Source organism: Blautia sp. HCP3S3_C4 (assembly GCF_052064095.1).
In the GTDB taxonomy this organism is placed as follows: domain Bacteria; phylum Bacillota; class Clostridia; order Lachnospirales; family Lachnospiraceae; genus Blautia_A.
In genome coordinates, this window is the sequence record NZ_JBQHWF010000004.1 from 110453 (window position 1) to 130566 (window position 20114).

Below are 20114 nucleotides of genomic sequence, written 5' to 3' on the forward strand. Positions count from 1 at the left end.
GTCCTCCTCTCTGAGAATCATTCTATTATCTGTAAATTCCAACAGACAGTAAGAAACGATAAGGAGGATTCAAACGATGGCACTTAATAAAGTAGAAATCTGCGGAGTCAACACATCGAAGCTTCCTGTTTTGAAAGCAGAAGAAAAAACAGACCTGTTCCGACGAATCAAGGAAGGAGATGCGCAGGCAAGAGAATTATACATCAAAGGCAATCTTCGCCTTGTCTTAAGTGTGATCAGACGTTTTCAAAACAGCAACGAAAACCCGGATGACCTCTTTCAGATCGGATGCATTGGTCTGATCAAAGCAATCGATAATTTTGATACTTCCCTTCAGGTCAGATTTTCCACCTATGCAGTTCCCATGATCATAGGAGAAGTGCGGCGTTATCTGAGAGACTATAACAGTATCCGGGTCAGCCGTTCGCTGAGAGATATTGCTTACAAAGCCATTCATACCAGAGAAGCATACATGAAACAGAATCTGAGAGAGCCTACGATCAACGAAATATCCGAAGAAATCGGAATTGAAAAAGAAATGATCGTCTACGCCATGGATGCCATCCAAAGTCCGGTCAGTCTTTTTGAACCGGTTTATTCAGAGGGGGGAGATACTCTCTATGTGATGGATCAGATCAGCGACAAAAAGAACAGGGAAGACCGCTGGATTGAGGATCTGTCCCTACGTGAAGCTATGAACCATCTGGGAGAACGAGAACGACATATCATCCAGCTTCGCTTTTACGAGGGAAAAACTCAGATGGAGGTGGCAAAGGAAGTAGGTATCTCCCAGGCCCAGGTCAGCCGTCTTGAAAAAGGAGCACTGAAATCCATGCGGAATTATCTTCGTCCCTGACACAGCAAAAAAGCAGTCCGACATCCGGAGATCCTTCCCCTTTCCTGTCGAACTGCCTTACATATCTGCAAATCTATTTCAGTGCTTTTTCAATTTCTTTAATTACGATTTTAAGAGCCTTGATCCGGGCGTATTTCTTATCTACAGATTCCAGTACATGCCAAGGTGCAAAGATCGTACTTGTCTTCTGAAGCATTTCATTTACTGCAATCTCATATTCATCCCACTTATCTCTGTTGCGCCAGTCTTCATCTGTGATCTTCCACTGCTTCTCAGGGTTATTCTGCCGTTCTTTGAAGCGTTCCAGCTGGGTATCCTTATCTATCTGTACCCAGAATTTAATAATCACAGCTCCCCAGTCCTTCAATTCCTTTTCGAACTCATTCATTTCATTATAAGCCCGTTTCCAGTCATTTTCACTGCAGAAACCTTCCAGTCTCTCCACCATTACACGGCCATACCAGGTTCTGTCAAAAATAGCAATATGGCCATCCTTCGGCAGCCTGGTCCAAAAGCGCCACAGATAATGGCGGGCTTTCTCATGAGGTTCCGGACTGGCAATAGGATGCACCTCATATCCTCTGGGATCCAGTGCCTCTGTAATACGTTTGATATTGCCGCCCTTACCTGCTGCATCCCATCCCTCATAAGTTATAATAACCGGAATACGTTTACGGTAAAGACGATTATGAAGCTCTCCCAATTTCTTCTGAAGAGTCTTTAATTCTTTTTTATACTCTTCCTCTTCCAGAAACTTATCTTTCAGATCAATTTCCGCAAGCTTTGGCATTTTCTTCAGAGGAAACACATTCTGAAGGATCGGCACGGAATGAGCCTGATTCTGCATGGCAACCTGAATATTACTTACCATTGTTTCCAGCACCTGAAGCTCTGCCCATTTTCTGTCAGAGGCATCAATGATATACCATGGAGCAGAAGACGCATTGGTATCTGTCATATACCGATCAAATACCTTTACACATTTCTTGTAATGTTCATTTTCCCATTTGTCAAATTCGGATACTCTCCATCTGGTATCCTTTTCTGACAGAAGCAGTTCCATACGGTGGGTCTGCTCCTCTCTGTTGATCTGCATAAAGAATTTTAGTACCAGATATCCATTGTCTGTCAGCTGTCTCTCAAAATGCTGAATGCTCTGTATCCGTGCTGCATAATCTTCGCCCTCCAACTTTCCTTCCAGACATTCCCGACAGGTCTGTTCCATCCATCCTGAATCCAGGAAAGTAAATTTTCCAGCTTCCGGGATCTGTTTGAAATACTTGTACAGAAACGGATATCTCTTCTCTTCCTCTGTGGGTGCTGACATGGTAGCAACCTTGAAAAATCTTGGATCAATATTTTTTATCACTTTTCCAATGGTACTGCCCTTGCCTGAGGCCCCCCAGCCTTCAAAAAGCACCAGTACCGGTATTTTGTGTTCTTTGATCTTCATCTGAAACTCATATAACTGTGCTCTTGCAGCAGCAAGACGTTCCCTGATTTCTTCCTTCTCCGGTACACGGGCCGGACTCCAATTCGTAATCATAATTCTACCTCCCACTTTTTATATAGCACTTTTTATCTGTTTCACCCGTTTGTCCTCTCCCCGAACAGCCAACGTTTTCATATATAGATCGAAAATCTCCTGATCAGGAATATACACTTCTCCCTTCTTTCTGTATTTATTCATCATATTATGATAGGGCTTCAGGGCATCCCACAACCGCAGGTAATCCCGGTTTTCATATAAATTCATAAGATATTTCTTATGTTCTTTATAATCCTGCCCCAGATTGATTCCCTCTCCTTTTAATTTTACATATTCCCAGGACCAGTCAAGGCTTTCACGGCTTTTTCTGCCTTTTTTGTCTTTACGGTACTGGACATTCCTTTCCTTTACCAGCTCTCTGATCTGAGCTTTGTGACGACTGATAAAATCTTCACATCCTGTCTGCGTACTGATCATGACAGTAAGGGGAGGAACATAAACATCATTGATTTTATTTTCATATTTTTTTCCAAACCAGATACGCAGATATTGATCCACATCTTCAGGTATGGTAAATTCCGTTTCCTCCAGAAACACTCTTTTTGTTTTCTGAAAAAGCTGAGCCGGGTAATATAAGGTAGCATTTTTCAGCCTTACCACATACTCTCCGTCTTCGGATTCATTCTGATTGATACAGAATTTTTTGTACAAATGTTTTCCCAGACGGCTGCGTCCCCCCAGAAACATAAGCCCCACAGGAATTTTACACAATCTTTCTTTCCAGTTATACTCTTCTGAGCGGCCATCTGAAAACTGTTTCCATCCGGTCTCCAGGTTTCGGTTCCATAAATGTTTCAGCCTGGATTTTATTTTACCTCGAAGAGGATAGATATCCACTCCCAGACCAGGATACTGATAATTTCTACCCTCGTTCATACGAAAGCACAATGTATTTGTATCCTCATATCTGAGAAAGAAGCCTGGAAAGCGTTTATTATCATACATAGATTCCAGAGCTCTCCCGGAACAGCTTCTCTTCTGGACTGCCAGACGGAATTTCTCTATGTCCGATACCTTCATTAATACACCACCGGCAAATGGATTGTCCGGCATGTGACCGCCTCTGACTGCATGGAGAGCAAGGCGTGGTGTCAGATAACATTCGATTCCATTCTGACCACAGATCTCATCGATTTCTCTGAGCAGTGTAAGGATTACTTGTTGTTCCCTGTTCAATTTAAACTCCCATTCCTTTGTCTGTTTATTGTATTTATCAAGTCCTGAATTTCTTCCAGAGTTCCATATTTTCCAAGCCAGGAATCCAGAAACTCTCTTGCATCTCCTCTGGCAGCATAAGCAGAAGCTCTTTTACTTCCCTCTTTCAAATCCTGCAGTATTATTCTGTCCAGCTCCTGTGCTACATACTCAGAAGCTGTTTTTCTTCCTTTCAGGAAAAAAGAAAATGCCTGGTTAGTAAGACCTTCTTTCAGAAGAATTTCTCCCAGTATAAGGCAATACTCTCCATCCTCTTTACTGTCAGAACAAAGCTTTCTCACTTTTGTTTCCAGTTTTTCCAGATCTTCTGTCTTATCTGTAAAAAGAAACTCTGCATAACTTTCTGCTGCTTTCGCAGAAAATCCCAGTCTTTCTCTGCCATTCACCATAGCTGTGTACAAAATCCTTGCTTCTCTGGATTCTGTTGAATAAGAAGAATCCTGTTTATATTCTTTGATCAGTCCCTTTAAATCCTCCAGTTCCCGGCAAACTGCTGTCTCATTCAAAGCAGCCATTACTCTGGCCAGGCTGCCATATCCCATTATTTCCATATCACCAGGCAAAAGTTTTTCCCAAAGCCCGGCCAGTGCTACGCCTTCCTTTGCTTCACCGTTTTCCACCAGGCTCTGACAGGTCTGCATTGCAGGAAGCTTATACTCCTGGAGAAATTTTTCCAGTTCCAGCCAGACAATTCCGTTGTTTGTGTTATCCCTTACCTCTGCATAGATTTCCAGCGCATCTCTGCACTGTCCCTCGATCCAGAGCAGGTCACCCTCATATTTATGAAAATATCCATCCTTAGGAAACAGCCCCAGACAATATTCCAGAAACTCCCTGGCCTTTGCTGTCTTTTTATCCTGCTTCGCCTGTTCTGTCAGAAAACGCACTTTAAATTTCAGGAAAGAGGGATGCTCCGGATACTTTTCCAACAGCCTGTCGATCAGCTCCTCCGACCTATCCATTTCCCGGAATTCGTAATGGCAGGCAGCCTCCCGAAACAGTATAATATCATCAAGAAGCTGCTTCTGTTCCGGCAAAAGTTCCTTTTCAGCCTCACGTACTCTCAGCATACGGTAAGCTTTGGAAACTCTCTCTGTATAGAAAAGTGTATACATTGCCGCCAGAAATGTCTCATCTTCCACCCTGATCAGACAGGGATGGTAGAAACTGTAAATGTGTACAAAATCTTCTCTTCCTATAAAATCCGGGCTGAGCTGCACCTGATAGTATTCTTTAAAAATGTGATCCAGTTTATGGAAATCCCGGTGTTCCAGAAGTTCATTCAATGAGACTTTACTTTCACAGATCTGTTTTTCCAGTTCTTCTTTTATATGCTCTCCCATCAGTTCCTGTCTTTTTCTCACCAATCTGTGGGAACGTTTGGCAGTAGCCATATAATATATTTTGCGAAATACCGCATCCTTACGAAGCTTAAAGGTATTGATCCCAGGCATATATTCCTTGCGGAATTCCTCGTAGTTCATATTTCTGCATTCTACAGAATCATGAGATTCCCTTTCTCCATGAGGTGGAATATAAGACCATTCATCTCCATAATGCCAGATCAGATAATCACTGACTTTATTGGGTATCATTACATCGATTCCCTCAAATTTCCCATATTTTACCGGAAACATCATATCTTTATCAAACATGAACGGACAGCCGCCCCATCTCATGGCATATCTGTCACATTCCTCCTCTTTATAGGAAAACATGATTTTTTCCAGTTTTTTCAGAGTTCTGTCTTTGCCCAGGATCAGATAAGACAGTAAATATTTCAAATACAGAGTAACCGGTACCTCATACCGGTTTCCATATACCACTGCAATATTGATCAGATCTGAATAGACCATCAGATGATTTCTGTATTTCTCATATTCTCTGTCATCGGCAGGTATGGGATCCAGTGTAAGCACATCAATGATCTCCCCTGCCTTATCCTTTCCAATGATCTGATGTCTGTGAATAGCACAGGTATCCGTAGATGCATATCTCGGAAAGGTATTGGTATAATTTCTGTCTGTATCTACACACTGCACTGCTCTGTGGGGCGGAAGTTCCTTTGGTGCCAGCTCTACCAGCTTATCCCAGTCCGCTTTGGGCATATAAATATCCACATCATCATCCCAGGGAATAAAGCCTTCATTTCGCACTACACCGATCAGGCTTCCTCCTGCCATCACATAACGCAGATTATGTTTTTTACAAATTTCATCAATCTCCCGAAACAATTGCAGAAGATGTTTTTGCTTTTCAGTCATTGAGTTTCCTCTCTCATTGTTCATACCATTTTATCGTCAAGCGGATATTCGCAATCCGCTTCGCTACTTGCTCATAACCGAATAACTGCTTCGCAATTTATCAGAAGGAGCTTGCACTCCTCCTGATACAAGCAAGTCCCCTCCCACTGCTTATTGCCTTTCGCAATTGAATCAGGGGACTTACTTGATTCGTTTAAATATTATATCATATTCCTATATTAATTTGAACTATTTTTTAAAAGTCCGTAAAATAGTTCCAATGATTTCTTATTATTTTCTTTACAATTAATGGTTAACGGACAAATCTCTTTTTCCATAAAACGGAGCATTCCACTGTAGACCCCTTCCACCGAAGGCTCCACAAGAACACCACCGTAATCCTCCATAAAGCAATGAGAACCTGAAACATCCGTTGCAATGGCCGGAACTCCCAATATTCCTGCTTCAAACAAAACTACCGGAAGTCCTTCATGATCCGATGACAGAATAAAAAGATTTCCTTTTTTCAGTACAGGCATAGGATTGCGGATGGTTTTGATCAGGATAATATGATCTGCACAGGACAATTTCTCTGCTGATCTGCAGGCTTCTTCATACAGATTTCCTGCACCTCCCATAATGATCAGCCACGAATCCTTATGCTCCTTCCAGAATCTGTCAAAAGCCTCCATCAGCCGGTCATGGCGTTTCTCAGCTGAATACCTGCCGATACTGATAAATTTTATGTCTTTTTTATCCAGTATCTCTGTCAGTCTGTCCCTGGAAACAGTACATCTGGTCTCTTTCTCAAAAGCAACAGGTTCCTGGGCTCTCAGTAAGATTCCACCATAATCCTGACAATTGGGGATTACCGTAATATTATCTTTTCTGCCACCGATCCGGCATACTGACCGGACAATATCCCTGCTGACTGCTGCCACCTGATCATAGGAACTGTATGCATCCTGCAAAACATATCTTGACGGATTTTTTTTCTCCTTTAATTCCTCTTCCATATCATTATGCACCCATATGATTTTACGGAAAGGTGCATGGCCAATGAGAGAAATCATATAATTTTCGTATCCATTATAATGAACCACTGCTTTAAAATCAGAATCACCAAAATGTTTTTTCCACTCTCTGTCATAAGCATGCCCAAGTCTTTTACTCCGAATTCCAAATTTCAGGTAAAGCATCTGACAGATACCTGTGAACACATCCATGTTCATCTCGCTGGCTATAGGATATACATTTGCATTTTTGGGCAGACAATCAAGCCTCCAGGGTGCATCTTTCAGGGAATTCATTCTGTAGGAGATAAAATAATTGTATTTATTTGTATCCAGCTCCTTCATCAGATTCAGAAAGGACATGGTAATTCCATTCTGCTGAAAATCACCTGCATAAATCAGAACATTTTCCAGCCCGTTAGAAGCCATATGGGATACCCTGCATTCTTTCTCACCCAGGATTACATGGCGGCAGATCCTTCCCACACCCTCTCCGGTTTCATACGTACAGTATTTTTCCCGAAATTCCCTGGTCAGATAATCTCCCGGACTGTCCAGAAGGCTGACAAGCTCTTCTGCTGTTCTTACCAGAGGAAAAGGATATTGACGGATATCCTCATACATTCCTCTGCTTCCTGTATAGTCTTCTATATCATAAGCAAACAAAATGATTCTTTTACCTGAGTTGGCAAAATCATACATTACACTGGAATAATCCGTAACCAGCACATCACACATATTCAGGATATCATAGGTATCATACACTTGAGGAAATCTGCGAATATGCCTGTAGCTGTGAAATTCCAGAGCATTTCCCACAAAAGGATGAAGCTTCACCAGAAGAACCTGATCATCCCTGAGAAGCTGATCACAGGTCTGAAGGTACTCCTTTACCCTCTCCACAGCACTGTCACTGTCTACCGCATCTGCTTTCCCTCTGAATGTAGGCATATAGACAGTAATCTGCTTTCCCTGCAGTCCCAGCTCTTTCTTTAATTTTTCGCCCTGTTCACTATGGAAAAATATCTCATTTCTCGGGTAACTGTCATGGATGATTTCTCCCTGGTAAAGGTTCTGCAGCATATATGCACCTGTCATCTTCTCTTCCATAAAACGGTTTGGATACAGAAGATAATCTGACATCAGAAGATTTCTCATAACATTCCCCATGCTGTATCTCTCATCCACATTGTCTCTTCCCATGCACTTCAGAGGTGTGCCATGCCACACATTCAGATAAACCTGTCCTTCTTTTTTTATAAATCTTCCCGGGAAAGTAGAATCATTAATGAGAAATCCTGCCCTTGACAAATACCGATAATAAGAAATACTGCCAAAAGGAATCATTTTGTCAATCTTCAATCCATAATGCTTTAGTTTTTCCCATACACCTGATTCATATCCTTTCCTTACAGCCAGGATCACAGGATAATCCTCATATTCCTTTTTATTCAGCTCCTGCAGAATGACAAAGATATTACTCTCCAGTCCACGTCCGCTGCGTGATTCCAGCAGGACCATTTTAGGATCGATTTTCTCTTTTTCATAAAAGCTATTATAAAAAGGATACCAGGTTCCGCTTTTCAGCTTTGTTTTTATTTTAGTCAATATGGACATATGCTTTTACCTCCTCACATATCTTTTGCATGCAAGGCTGCCTGACCTCATTAAAAAAGTCATTGCATCTTTGTCTCTCAGCAAAATAGGGATCCTTTCCACTGAATGTCTCATGGATCCTATCCATAAATTCCCTGAGAGATTCCGGTTTTGCACCGGGAGTAACCTTATCATATTCAAAATTCATTCCTCTTCCCTGCAGATATTTCTCTTTGTCATAGGGAAGGAAAATCATCGGTCTGTTGAGGATCAGATAATCAATATAGATACTGGAATAATCTGTGATCAGAAGATCAAAAATATTCAGGATTTCCATAATATCTTCCATCTGTTCATTTCCCAGATATACAACACGTCCGGAAAGATATTTTTCTGCAGTTCCCTTCTCACTGATATGAGTCCGCAGACAGATAAGCAGTTTTTCCTTTTCCAGAAATGCTTCCAGCTTATCCTTATCATAATCCTCAAAGGGAAACAATTCTGTAGAAGCATAATCCCTAAAAGTTGGAGCATACAAAATAATTCCTCTGTATTCCGGAAGGTCAGGATATATTTTTTTCAGGATTTCTTTTGCTGCGTTTTCTTTAAAGAGCATATCATTGCGGGGCTGACCCCAGACTTTGATTTTTTCCTGTTCAATGGCAAAGCTCTCTGCCATAATCGGAATCAGCGCTTTGGAACAGGTCAGGATCCAGGTATAATTCTCTGTAAATATTTTCCGGAAATAAACTCTGGCCATTTTACCAAGGTTGGGATCCATCAATGCTATTTTTTTCAGGGGAATCCCATGCCACAGATTCACGATCACTCTGTCCCTGTTCAGATGGGTACCATATACCGGCAATCCGGCAGAAGTAAACCAGACTCCTGCTTCCAGCACTTTTTGGATCCCCTGTCCGGAGTTTGTCTCTATAAAATATTTCTCCCCATATTGTTCTGACAGCTTTCTCCTGAGTTGATCATCATTGATCACAAAATAAGGAGTGATCTCCGGAAGTTCAGCCCTGACATATTCAAACAAATAACGGGAATTATAATTATAATGTGAATTATCTGTAGAAGAAAAAATCCACACCCTGGGATCTGGCTTTCTCTTTTTCTTATTTTTTACTAATTGTGTTTTTATCAAGCCACCTAGCTTTCCCATTCATGGTTCCTCTCTTGTCTGTCATATTTTCAAAAAATCCTGTCTGCCCTTTTGTGGGCTGGCAGGACCTTTATACTTATTATTTACAGTCTTCACGGCTTCACATTCATCATAATCTGATCAAAAATCGCATTGGAAATCCTGAAACCGTAATGAACTCCATCTTCAATTGTTAATTCCTTGGAGTTGAATTTTCTCATCAGATAAGTATTGGTATCAATATATTTTACCTCCAGTGAGAGCTGGCTGACCAATTCTCTGTTAAACTGATTGATCAGGCGATTATTTTTCGTTTTCAGCTTCTGAGAATGATGGATGTATTTTTCCTCATTTACCGGATTTACAGATACATAATAAACATCGCATTGATATTTATGGGCAAAAGTCAGCATATCCTTGTTCACAAAACGGATATATTTTTTGTAATTCAGAAGATCATTCACTCCCAGATTTATCACAATTGCTGTTTTGCCCTCCTCGGTAGAATTCATGATCTGTTCCATCAGCCGAGGCCAGGCTTCCCTCATCAGCCAGTCATACCCCTGTCCTGACGCTGCAATATATTCAGTATTATTCATTTTAATACCCATCCGTGATGTACGGGCAAATCTGGAATCCCCTATCATATATATCTTTTTATACGCCTGGCAGGTTCCTGTGGTACTGTTTTTTGTCTTGACCACTTTTCCTCTGTAATCAACATAACAGTACTGGCTTCCTTTTTTCAGCCATTGACTGGTTTTTGTATAGCCTTCCGCTGTAAAGCAATATTTGTCTCCTTTTATCTCCTTCCAGCCAGTCAGCTTTCCTTTCTGAGGATGGCAATAGTAGCATTTTTCATCAATTTGAAACCATCCGCTCAAACCCCGTCCACTGTTATCAAAATAATACCATTGATTCTTTTTCACATACAGCCATTTATTTCTAACCAGAGAATAATCCTTTTGTCCAAAATAAGACACAGAGCCATTAGAAGATCTAACAGTAAATAAACCATTTTTAGCTGCACCGTCGTCTCCAAAATAATACTTTTTTCCATTCAGCTTCAGAAAGCCCTTATGCATGGTTCCATCATTATTAAAGTAATAGGTTTTTCCTTTTATTACTTTCCATCCGGTTTTCTTTGCCGCTGCCACCGGAACCGTATAAAACATGGCTGCACATAACAACAGCACCCCTATGATCCAAATTTTCTTCTTTACTGTTTTCATTTATCTGTCCTTCTTGTTTTTATTCTAATCATATCGTTTTTTACTGACCTCCGGACTGGAGGCTACTCTTTTGATTTTTCGAAGGGAACCGCCCTGCAAGCCATGGAAAATACTGATTTATAATGGTGATCACACCACATTCCAAAAGCATCAGCTCTCCCAGAATTCCGGTAACCTCCAGATAATATCTAAGCCCAGGCGTCTCAGACAAGGTATAAAGTGCTGTCCAGCCTTCGATCACCAGACGTTTAAATCCCAACGTACCATGAGTAGCCATAATGATCATAGAGTTCTTTCCGCAGAAGCTGAGATAAGACATCTTCCACCATTTCTCCAGAAATTCCAAAATAAAGACTGCTCCCAGAGATCCCATGATTCCATCCAGATAAAACAGGAAATAATTCTCTCCCAGTTTCATGGTATTAATATCCACATGAGGATTGATCTGTGAAAAATAAACAGTAGCTGCAGACATCACAACTCCTATGAGAAATCTCAGCCATCTGTGCTGCAATTTCCGGAAAATAAAATATGCCACATATCCGGCTCCCACAAACCAGAATGCCAGAATCCCCTTACTCACTGCCAGAGTAGGGAAGGATACCAGCTTATACATACGTTCCGTCATGTTTTCTTCCCATGCCGGTAACAGCTGAAGAGAAACATACCTGCATAAAACTACCGGAACTACAGCACTGATCATCTTGAAAACCAGAGGCAGTCGGATGATCAGGATAAAAAGAATCTGGGCAATAAAAAGAGAAGGCAAAAACCATAGTGCACTGATTCCACGCAAACTTACAGTTGTGTATCCCTGAAGGATAAAACGATGCCAGATCCATTCATAATCCTTCCCCTTCATAAATCCTACCAGTATATTGTAGAGAATCACAATGGCACTGTAACCAAAATAGGGAATCATAAGGCTTTTAAAATGTTTCAAAACATATTGCCCTGTATTCATCTTTCTGAAAGACTGTCTCATCCCCAGCAGATAACCTGATACAATATAAAAAATAGCTAGCTTATATGCGCCAAACCACTGGTCTACAGGATTTCCCAGAGAAGTAATGTGTCCAAATACCACCATGGTTATTCCCCAGCCCTTAGCTGCATCTAAATATCTTTTTCTCTCTGTCCCCACATTTGATGTAATATTCATGATTCCATTCCTTCCAAATTTAATATCCCTTTGATTTTAGGAATTCCAGAATACGTTTACAGTTATTCTGATCATTATATGAAAAATATTCCTGTCTCAGTGAACCATACTTTTCTTTTTCCCTGAAATCATTCTGCACATATTCCCCAATCCCTGCAATCACTTCCTTTTCGGTGATATATCTGTCTCCGAATAATTCCTTTTTCATATCCAGATAGCTTCCGTTTGCCTGCATATACAGATCATAATCAAACTGATAAAACACCACCGGTTTTCCCAGATAATATACGTCCCAGCTCACACTGGAATAGTCCGTCAAAAGCATAGAACATTCCATGATCAGTTCATTTAAGGGTCTTGTCCCCTGCTCTATCAGTTCCACATTACTGTTTTCTGTCTGAAAAGCCTTCAGAAACTCCTTCAATTTTGGGTGAATATGGAAAATGATCTTCACATGGCCGACAGAAAGGATTTCCTGGAGCTGCCTGTTTTCCAAAATACTTCTGTAGCGCCTGCAATATTCACTTTCTTCAAACACCTGATCACTTTGTTCCTCCAGCCAGGGCCTCCAGGTTGGCATAAATAAAATATTTTTTTTATCTGCCTGCTCTTTATTTTTCAGCACATCCCATCTTGCAAATCCCAGAATCGGTACATTCTCTGCCGGATATCCAAAATGATCCGTCACTATCTTCTGTTCAAATTCTGATGTAACATTAAAGTAGGTCATAGGAGTAGAACCATGCTTTCCAAAAAGCCGGTCCACTCTTTTTAAGGCAGTGACTCCATGCTGCAAAAATAAAATAGGCCGTTTGCTGCTCTCTCTGGAAATAATATTAGGTTTTGGCTTCCAGGCAAATCCATGACTTCTGGCGTCCGAAGCCACATAAATACGGGCAGCAAGCATATACAGCATGTGTCTTGTGCTCATAAAGGGCACCACATTTTTTCCATACTTTTCCATGTGCCTCCACATAGGAGCCTTTTTATCTAAAATATAATATATATGCTTTTTTTCTTCCTGGGGAAGATTTTCCATGCAATATTTAAAGAAATAATATCCGTTATCCTGGGCTTCCGTGGAATATTTTTCGAAAATCACCCAGATTTTTTTCCTGCTCCATAAAGGTCTGGTAAGAGTATAAAAAACATATACCAGATTCTCTCTGACCGCCACAGCCCTTCCATCATAGGCAGAACAACGTCTGCAGCGAAATGTCAGCATATGATCTGTACTGGCCATAGGAAAAAGAATATGATTCTTTCCAATTTCAGCCTGATAATTTCCTAAAAGAAGCCTCATTCTGATTTGCGGCGAAAGGATTACCGGGAGATATTTTCCTTCTGTATCAAGAAGAAAAAGATCCCAGTCACCCTCATACAGATCCATAACCTGAAGATCTGCCTGAACTTTAATCTCAGAAGTATTTTTCTTCTTTATTGTTTCACATTTCAGGACATATTTTTCCGGACGCTGAATATTTCTGCTCATCAGCACAGCACCGGAAATTCTCCCGGAATCCATACTGGCATTCACTCCAAAACCTTTATCTGTAATTTTAATATCTCTGCAGAAAATTGTCCTGTTCATTTTTACTCCGTCCATGTTTTCTTATCGCGGCCATTTTTTTACAATCGCATCACAGATACGACGGCTGTTCTGGTCATCAAAATATTTATAAAAGCTTTTCTGCATTTTTTCATACTCAGGCCGAACAACAAAATGGTCATCTGCACATCTCTCCATATACGTCAGTAATCCGTCCACATCCTGGGCGCAGTCTCCGAACAATTCCCTGTCCATATCCAGATAACTTCCGTGTGCCTCCATATATTTATCTCTGTCAAACTGGAAAAATACCACCGGCTTGTCCAGATAAAACACATCCCAGCATACACTGGAATAGTCTGTCACCAGCATTTTGCATCTCATCATCAGCTCATTGGCAGGTTCTTCTCCAAATACGATCAGTCGGATCCTGTCTGATTCTACTGAAAAATCCTGTATAAATTCCCTGAATTTTGAATGAAGATAAAAGTTTGCCAAAAGATCATTTTTCTCCAGAAAACTATGAAAACGTGGAGAATTAAGAAGCGCCATATAATTATGGAAATAGTCACTCTCTTTAAATTCCTCCAGAGTTACATTCTCCAGCCAGGCTCTCCAGGTAGGCATGATCAGAATCTCTCTCAGTCCCTCAGACTTATCCTCAAGCACATCCCAGCGGGCAAAACCACTGTTTACAATTTCATCTTCAGCATAACCGAAATAATCCTCAACGATTTTTTTCTCAAAATCTGAGGTTACCACAAACAAATTACAGGAACCGGATTTTCCCTTTCCATAGAAAAAATCCACCTTTTTCAGTGCAGTCACACCATGCTGGAGAAATACCAGAGGTTTCTTTCTTAAATACCGTTTCAGGATACTTCCACGCTGGCGCATAGCGTACAGATGATTTCTGGTATCTGTACTTACCAGAAGCTCTGCTGCGATCATGTAGATCATATGACGGATACTCATAAAATCCACCAGATGGCTTTGGTAAGCATCCAGTTTTTTTCTGTCAGGAGCATCCTTGGTGATCACATAATAGATATGATTTTTCTGTCTTTTCTCTTCCTCATGGTCCATACAATATTTAAAGAAATAATATCCGTTATCCTGGGCCATCATACAGAATTTCTCATATACCAACTGGATATGTCTGCTGTCCCAATATGGCTTCAGCAGATAATAAGCAGCAAAAGCAGTCAGCTCTTTTACCCGAAATCCCAAATGATCATATTCCCCTTCCTCACGAAACTGAAATGCCAGCTTTTTGGAAGAAGTATTATAGGGGTAAAGGAAAAATCCATTTCCAGTCTTATAGCTGCCTCTGTAAAGAAAAGAGGTAAACAGGCGGTATGCCCTTGTCATAAAAACAGCCGCTTCAAACCCTTCTCCTGTCTCAGGATTTACAAACATTACTACAACATCCCAATAGAGACTTTTCAGATCCACATTTTTCAGATCCAGACAGGCATCCACATACTGCAAATCTTTTTTTATTTTAACAGTTTTGATTTCAAAATTGTAACCGCATCTTTCTTCCTGCAGCTTACTTCTGAACCGAAAAACCACCTGTTCCGGTTTATAACCATATTTGTGAGAATCTGTAACCAGATGTAAATTCAGCTTTCCCTTTCTCATAGTCAGATATCGCAGATGGCAAATCTGAGCCATTTTATAAATTCGCCACTCTGTGCCAAATCCCAGGAACCATCTTCCACCCTTATCCATGTATACACACAAAAGGGAATTTCCACCTTTTTCCCCATCTTCACTGGTAAGATATATCTTATCTGTACAGGGCTGTACACAGATCCATGATTTTTTACCTTTCTGAAGATCTCTGTCTCCATTTGCCCTTTTTATGTCAGAAAAATAATAGCGGTGATATTGTCCATCCTCTACCGTTTCCAAAAGGATTCGAGTACTCTTATTACGGCCGTGTTCCAATTCAGATACAAGATGACCAATTTCCAGTGAAAGCTCATTTTTTTTCTCTGCTGTAATTGCATTTTCAAAATAAATCTCCTGATTTTTCGCACCTGCCAAAATAATCCGCATCTGCTGAAACTCTGTCCAGGATCTGTCTGTCAGGATAATTTTCAGACGTCCGTTTTTCTCAACCTGTATATCCGCATTTAATTCCTCTTCAGCTGTAAGATTATACAGGGGGAGCCTTTCTGTAATAAGATTTCCCTGTGTATCCAGCTTCTGTATTTTGTATTCTTCTGTAGATTCTTCTATCTGACACTGATCCAGATTAATTTTTGTCTCCACCTGGCTTTCCTCCGATTCTTTTTATCTATATTATTTATATTTTTATACAAGCATATCATATTTATTATAAAGAAATCTGTGAGAAAGTCAATCTCTCACGGAATTTTTCGGCTCAAAAAAACCGCCGACTTTCATCAACGGTTTTTTCTCCATTCAGCTCATAAATTCCTCATATGCATCCAGTACTTTCTTTGTTTCCCCCTGCATACGAAGTTCTCCCTCATGGAGCCATAAAATACTGGTACATAATTCCTGCAGTTGCTGAGAACTGTGGGAAACGATCACTACTGTACGGTCCTCATTGGAAATCAGTTCTTTCATCTTATTATAGCTTTTCTTTTTGAACTTGGCATCACCTACGCTGAGCACCTCATCGATCAGCATGATATCAGCTTCCAGAATGGCTGTAATAGAAAAGGCCAGTTTGGAATACATACCACTGGAATAAGTTTTTACCGGCATATCAATAAATTTCCCCAGACCTGCAAAATTGATGATCTCATCCATTTTTGCTCTTACCTGTTCTTCACTGAATCCCAGAAGCAGACCAGACAGGAGAATATTCTCACGACCGGTAAGCTTTTTCTGAAAACCAACTCCAATGGACAGTAAAGATACACTATTCCCATGTAGATCAATGCTTCCCTCATCCGGAGAAAAGATTCCTGCAATTGCTTTCAGCATGGTAGATTTTCCACTTCCATTCTTACCTACAATTCCAAGGATCTCGCCTTTTTTTACAGAAAAACTTACCCCTTTCACTGCTTCAAATACTTCTGTATCCGTCTTTTTCAGCTGAAGCAGACTTCTCTTTATAGAAAAAGATTTCAGGCATTTATAACTGATATGCAAATCTTTTACGTCAATCGCATTTTCCCGTTCCATATTACATCACCTTTACATAACTGTTTTCATATTTATAAATTGTTTTTACTCCGATCCAGCAGAGGAGCACTGAGACAATCCCCCACAAAACGATCAGTTTTCTGTATGGCAGAGAAGAATAAAGCATACAACGTCTGGCTGATTCAATCAGCATGGATACCGGGTTACATTTCAGCAAAATACTTCTGTATGGCTCTGAAAGCTTGGTTCCTATAGAATAAAAAATACCACTCATATAAAACATCAGACGAAGCACAACATTCATAACATTATAAAGGTCGTCCACAAAAACTCCGAAATGAAGAACAATACAGCTAAGTCCAAAAGTAAACAATGCCAGTACGATCATAACAGGTATCATATAAATGATATTCCATGTCAGTGGTACTCTGTAAATAATCAGCATAATAGCGATCAGGCCAAAAGATACCAGCATTTTAAACCCATTGACCATCATTCTCTGTAAAATAAGAATATATTTGGGGACATATACCTTAGATACAATAGAGCTGTTGTTTCTCACAAGCTTTACGCTTTGAATTACTGTCTTATTAAAAAAGTTCCACAGTGTAAGACCAACAAAAACAAACAAAGGAAAATATTGTACACTGCTTCGAAATACAACAATAGCAATAAAAGTATATACCATCATAAAAAGCAACGGATCCAGTACCCACCATAGCCAGTTCAGATAAGAGCTGGCAACTTCCGCTTTCAGATCTGCCCTTGCCGCAAATTTGGCATAAGCAAAATATCTTTTCATATCTTTGATAAATCGATTCATTTTCTTCGCTCCTGTTTTTACTCTTTTATCTGCAGATCATTTTTTATCTGCGTAGAGGAAATCTCAGGTGTTCTCGGCAGATAAACCACTTTACAGCCCTCCTCTTCCAGGAAGTCAAATTTGCCGGTCCAGTCATCACCCATAACAAAGGTGTCAACATGATATTCCTTTACATCTGTACGCTTCTGCGCCCAATTTTCCTCCGGGATCACCAGATCAACAAACCGGATAGCTTCCAGAAGCTGTTTTCTTTTCTCATAGGAAAAATAACATTTCTTATGTTTCTCATTCCAGTTAAATTCATCTGTAGAAAGACCAACGATCAGATAATCTCCCATCTCTTTTGCTCTTCTGAGCAGATTAATATGTCCATAATGCAGAAGATCAAAGGTTCCATACGTAATCACTCTTTTCATTTTATCCGAATTTCTCCTTTTTGTTCTTAACAAATACCAGAATCTTGATATTTACCGGCTATCCTTTCTCATAACAGCCTCCGCAATCTTTCTAAATATAGCATAGAACAAAATAGATTTCAATAAAAAACCCGGCCAAAGGCCAGGTTTTCTGTTTTACCTAATAATTTTCTCTTATATAAGAGTTTGCTCCAACAACATTACTATGTCAGAATGAACCTCCTGAGCCTCCATGAGTCTCTCCCGAAGAACTGGTATGTACGCTGCTGCCGCCGGAATCATCATCCTTGGGCTTTGCAGTCTTAGTCACCTGATGATACAGGAATACGTCATTGCTCCGGGTAATCTGCAGGCTTCCATCCACCATATAATCTGCCGCATCCGGTTTCATACGCACAGTTTTCATCTGTCCCCTCATAATTCCTGTAATAATCAGTGCAATCACCAGACCGATTCCTATGGAAATAGGCAGCGCCCAGGGTGATAAGGGTTTTTCCGGCAGATTACCCTTATCAAAGGGTTCTCCTGTCTGAGCCTGAACTAAAAACTCCTGACACAGATCTGCAAAGGTGGTAAAGCTGTCATAATAGTATCCGTCTGACAGATCAGATTGAAACTGCTCTGCCATATATTCCTGCCCTGCATCTGTAAAATCATAAATGGCTTCCCCATGAGTGCTGATCCACCATTTACGCTCAGACATAGTTATGAGAAAAAGAATTCCACTGTTGTCTTCTCCCATTCCATAGCCTTCATAATCGAAATAATCATCTGCATAATCCATGGGCTCTGCGCCATTGATGCTTTCTTCTGTAAGTATGACCACATCACAGTCATACTCCTGGCTGATCTCATCCAGTTTTGATTCCAGTTCCAGAGCCTCATCCTCATCCAGAAGCCCTGCATTATCCACAAGTCTGGCAGGGTGACCGCTCTCAGCCATAACAGTTACCGGCTGGACTGCTCCTATAGGCAGAACCCCGGATACGGAGACTGCCGCCGCCAGAAATAAAGGTATTATTTTTTTCTTCATATTCCCAGTCCCCCCTAATGTATCAGTAATGCAACCAGATAGGCAGCAATGGAAAATACAGCTGTCAGTCCCAAAAGCCATCTGGTATAGGCACCATTATCTACTGGCAGATCACCGGTCATTCTCCCGGTCTGACCGTTCATTGCAAAAATATATTTTTTACCTCTCCAGGTAGTATTCAGGATCCAGACAGGATACAGTGCATATTTTGCATCTCCTCCGGAAATACGGACATTGGTATTCTCCGGGATTACAGAAGCATATCCCTTTACCGTATCTCTCAATACATCCTGAGCACTTTCCTTCATTCTTTCTCTGGCTCTGTCTGTGCTCTGCTGTGCATCTACATCATACTTATCTGCCAGATATCCCGAGAGATAAGCGGTCTGAAATTCCACAGCGTCTGCTACCTTGTATGGTTCTATGGATTCCATAAGATCATCCGACATTCTGGAAGAGCCATCTACAGGCACAGACACAAAAGACATATTTCCGCTTCTGTCTACGGAATAATAACTTGTCTCTGTATAATCATAATCACTGTCACTCCATGTCCTGACCTTGGTTGCCTTATATCGCGCATCCGCTGCCACATCTGCATCAAAAAGCCAGAACGGAACATAAATGCCTTTAATCTCATCAATATGATTCTCTCTTCGGAAAACCTTTGGAAGAAGCGGTCTTCCCTTGATATGCTTATAATAGGCTTCTTTTGCCGCTTTTTTATCAAGCTTAAAGGGAATAACCATATCCGGCCGCAGAGCACCTCTGAATCTTTCCGTCAGAATTACAGGATTCCCACAATAAGGACAGCTTGTTGCACCTGTGTTTTCATCCGATACGATCTCACCACCGCAGGATTTACAGGTGTAAACATTCATTCCGTCTGTTTCACCCTCCTGCCACTGCTTTCCCGGGTCTGTCTGCCAGTCAGAAATATCATCCTTCTGCTCAGCTTCCTTTGACAACTGTTCATCATACTTTTTCAGAGTTTCCAAATCGAACTCTGTATCACAATAGGGACACTTCATTTTTTGTGAATGACTGTCAAATTCTATGGCCCCGCCACAGGAAGGGCATTTATATTCATTTATATCAGACATAGGCTTCCCCCTTGTTATTTTTCAAAATTACTTCCCATCAAAATAATAAGC

General features: G+C 40.7%; 15 protein-coding genes. 1 reads left to right on the plus strand and 14 read right to left on the minus strand.

The window, feature by feature from the left end; translation table 11 throughout:
* The first annotated feature begins 76 nt into the window (after positions 1-76).
* Positions 77-856: an RNA polymerase sporulation sigma factor SigG gene (gene sigG, locus ACTNC6_RS05555; RefSeq protein WP_186994467.1), complete on the plus strand. Its 780-nt coding sequence runs from the start codon at positions 77-79 to the stop codon at positions 854-856.
* 73 nt (positions 857-929) lie between these two features.
* Here sigG and pap read toward each other — a convergent pair whose 3' ends face one another.
* The 14 genes from pap to ACTNC6_RS05625 all read right to left on the minus strand — a co-directional run bounded on the left by pap (position 930) and on the right by ACTNC6_RS05625 (position 20063).
* A complete protein-coding gene (gene pap / locus ACTNC6_RS05560; protein WP_441034378.1) occupies positions 930-2402 on the minus strand; it encodes a polyphosphate:AMP phosphotransferase in 1473 nt (490 codons plus the stop codon).
* Between the two features lie 18 nt (positions 2403-2420).
* Positions 2421-3581, minus strand: coding sequence for a hypothetical protein (locus ACTNC6_RS05565; protein WP_441043414.1), 1161 nt, complete (start codon positions 3579-3581; stop codon positions 2421-2423).
* Entirely contained in the window at positions 3578-5884 is a 2307-nt protein-coding gene (locus ACTNC6_RS05570) for a LicD family protein (RefSeq protein ID WP_441043415.1), read from the minus strand. The genes ACTNC6_RS05565 and ACTNC6_RS05570 overlap by 4 nt, the downstream gene beginning before the upstream one ends.
* A gap of 218 nt (positions 5885-6102) precedes the next feature.
* Positions 6103-8493, minus strand: coding sequence for a CDP-glycerol glycerophosphotransferase family protein (locus ACTNC6_RS05575; protein WP_441043416.1), 2391 nt, complete (start codon positions 8491-8493; stop codon positions 6103-6105).
* Positions 8477-9640, minus strand: a complete 1164-nt coding sequence (locus ACTNC6_RS05580; RefSeq protein ID WP_441034386.1) for a CDP-glycerol glycerophosphotransferase family protein — start codon at positions 9638-9640, stop codon at positions 8477-8479. The genes ACTNC6_RS05575 and ACTNC6_RS05580 overlap by 17 nt, the downstream gene beginning before the upstream one ends.
* 92 nt (positions 9641-9732) lie before the next feature.
* On the minus strand, positions 9733-10851 hold the full coding sequence (locus ACTNC6_RS05585; protein WP_441043417.1) for a hypothetical protein: 1119 nt from the start codon (positions 10849-10851) through the stop codon (positions 9733-9735).
* 40 nt (positions 10852-10891) lie between these two features.
* Positions 10892-12013, minus strand: coding sequence for an acyltransferase family protein (locus ACTNC6_RS05590; protein ID WP_441043418.1), 1122 nt, complete (start codon positions 12011-12013; stop codon positions 10892-10894).
* Between the two features lie 19 nt (positions 12014-12032).
* Positions 12033-13604 carry a CDP-glycerol glycerophosphotransferase family protein gene (locus tag ACTNC6_RS05595; RefSeq protein ID WP_441043419.1) on the minus strand — a complete coding sequence of 524 codons (1572 nt, stop codon included), beginning with the start codon at positions 13602-13604 and terminating at the stop codon, positions 12033-12035.
* Between the two features lie 21 nt (positions 13605-13625).
* Positions 13626-15842: a CDP-glycerol glycerophosphotransferase family protein gene (locus tag ACTNC6_RS05600; protein ID WP_441043420.1), complete on the minus strand. Its 2217-nt coding sequence runs from the start codon at positions 15840-15842 to the stop codon at positions 13626-13628.
* Positions 15843-15995: 153 nt separating this feature from the next.
* Positions 15996-16727: an ABC transporter ATP-binding protein gene (locus ACTNC6_RS05605; protein WP_441034396.1), complete on the minus strand. Its 732-nt coding sequence runs from the start codon at positions 16725-16727 to the stop codon at positions 15996-15998.
* Between the two features lies 1 nt (position 16728).
* Complete coding sequence (locus tag ACTNC6_RS05610) at positions 16729-17511, minus strand: ABC transporter permease (protein ID WP_173743760.1); 783 nt, start codon at positions 17509-17511, stop codon at positions 16729-16731.
* A gap of 17 nt (positions 17512-17528) precedes the next feature.
* Entirely contained in the window at positions 17529-17927 is a 399-nt protein-coding gene (gene tagD, locus ACTNC6_RS05615; protein WP_173743759.1) for a glycerol-3-phosphate cytidylyltransferase, read from the minus strand.
* Positions 17928-18135: 208 nt separating this feature from the next.
* On the minus strand, positions 18136-18960 hold the full coding sequence (locus ACTNC6_RS05620) for a TPM domain-containing protein (RefSeq protein ID WP_441043421.1): 825 nt from the start codon (positions 18958-18960) through the stop codon (positions 18136-18138).
* Between the two features lie 14 nt (positions 18961-18974).
* Complete coding sequence (locus tag ACTNC6_RS05625) at positions 18975-20063, minus strand: hypothetical protein (RefSeq protein WP_441034401.1); 1089 nt, start codon at positions 20061-20063, stop codon at positions 18975-18977.
* Between the last annotated feature and the right edge of the window lie 51 nt (positions 20064-20114).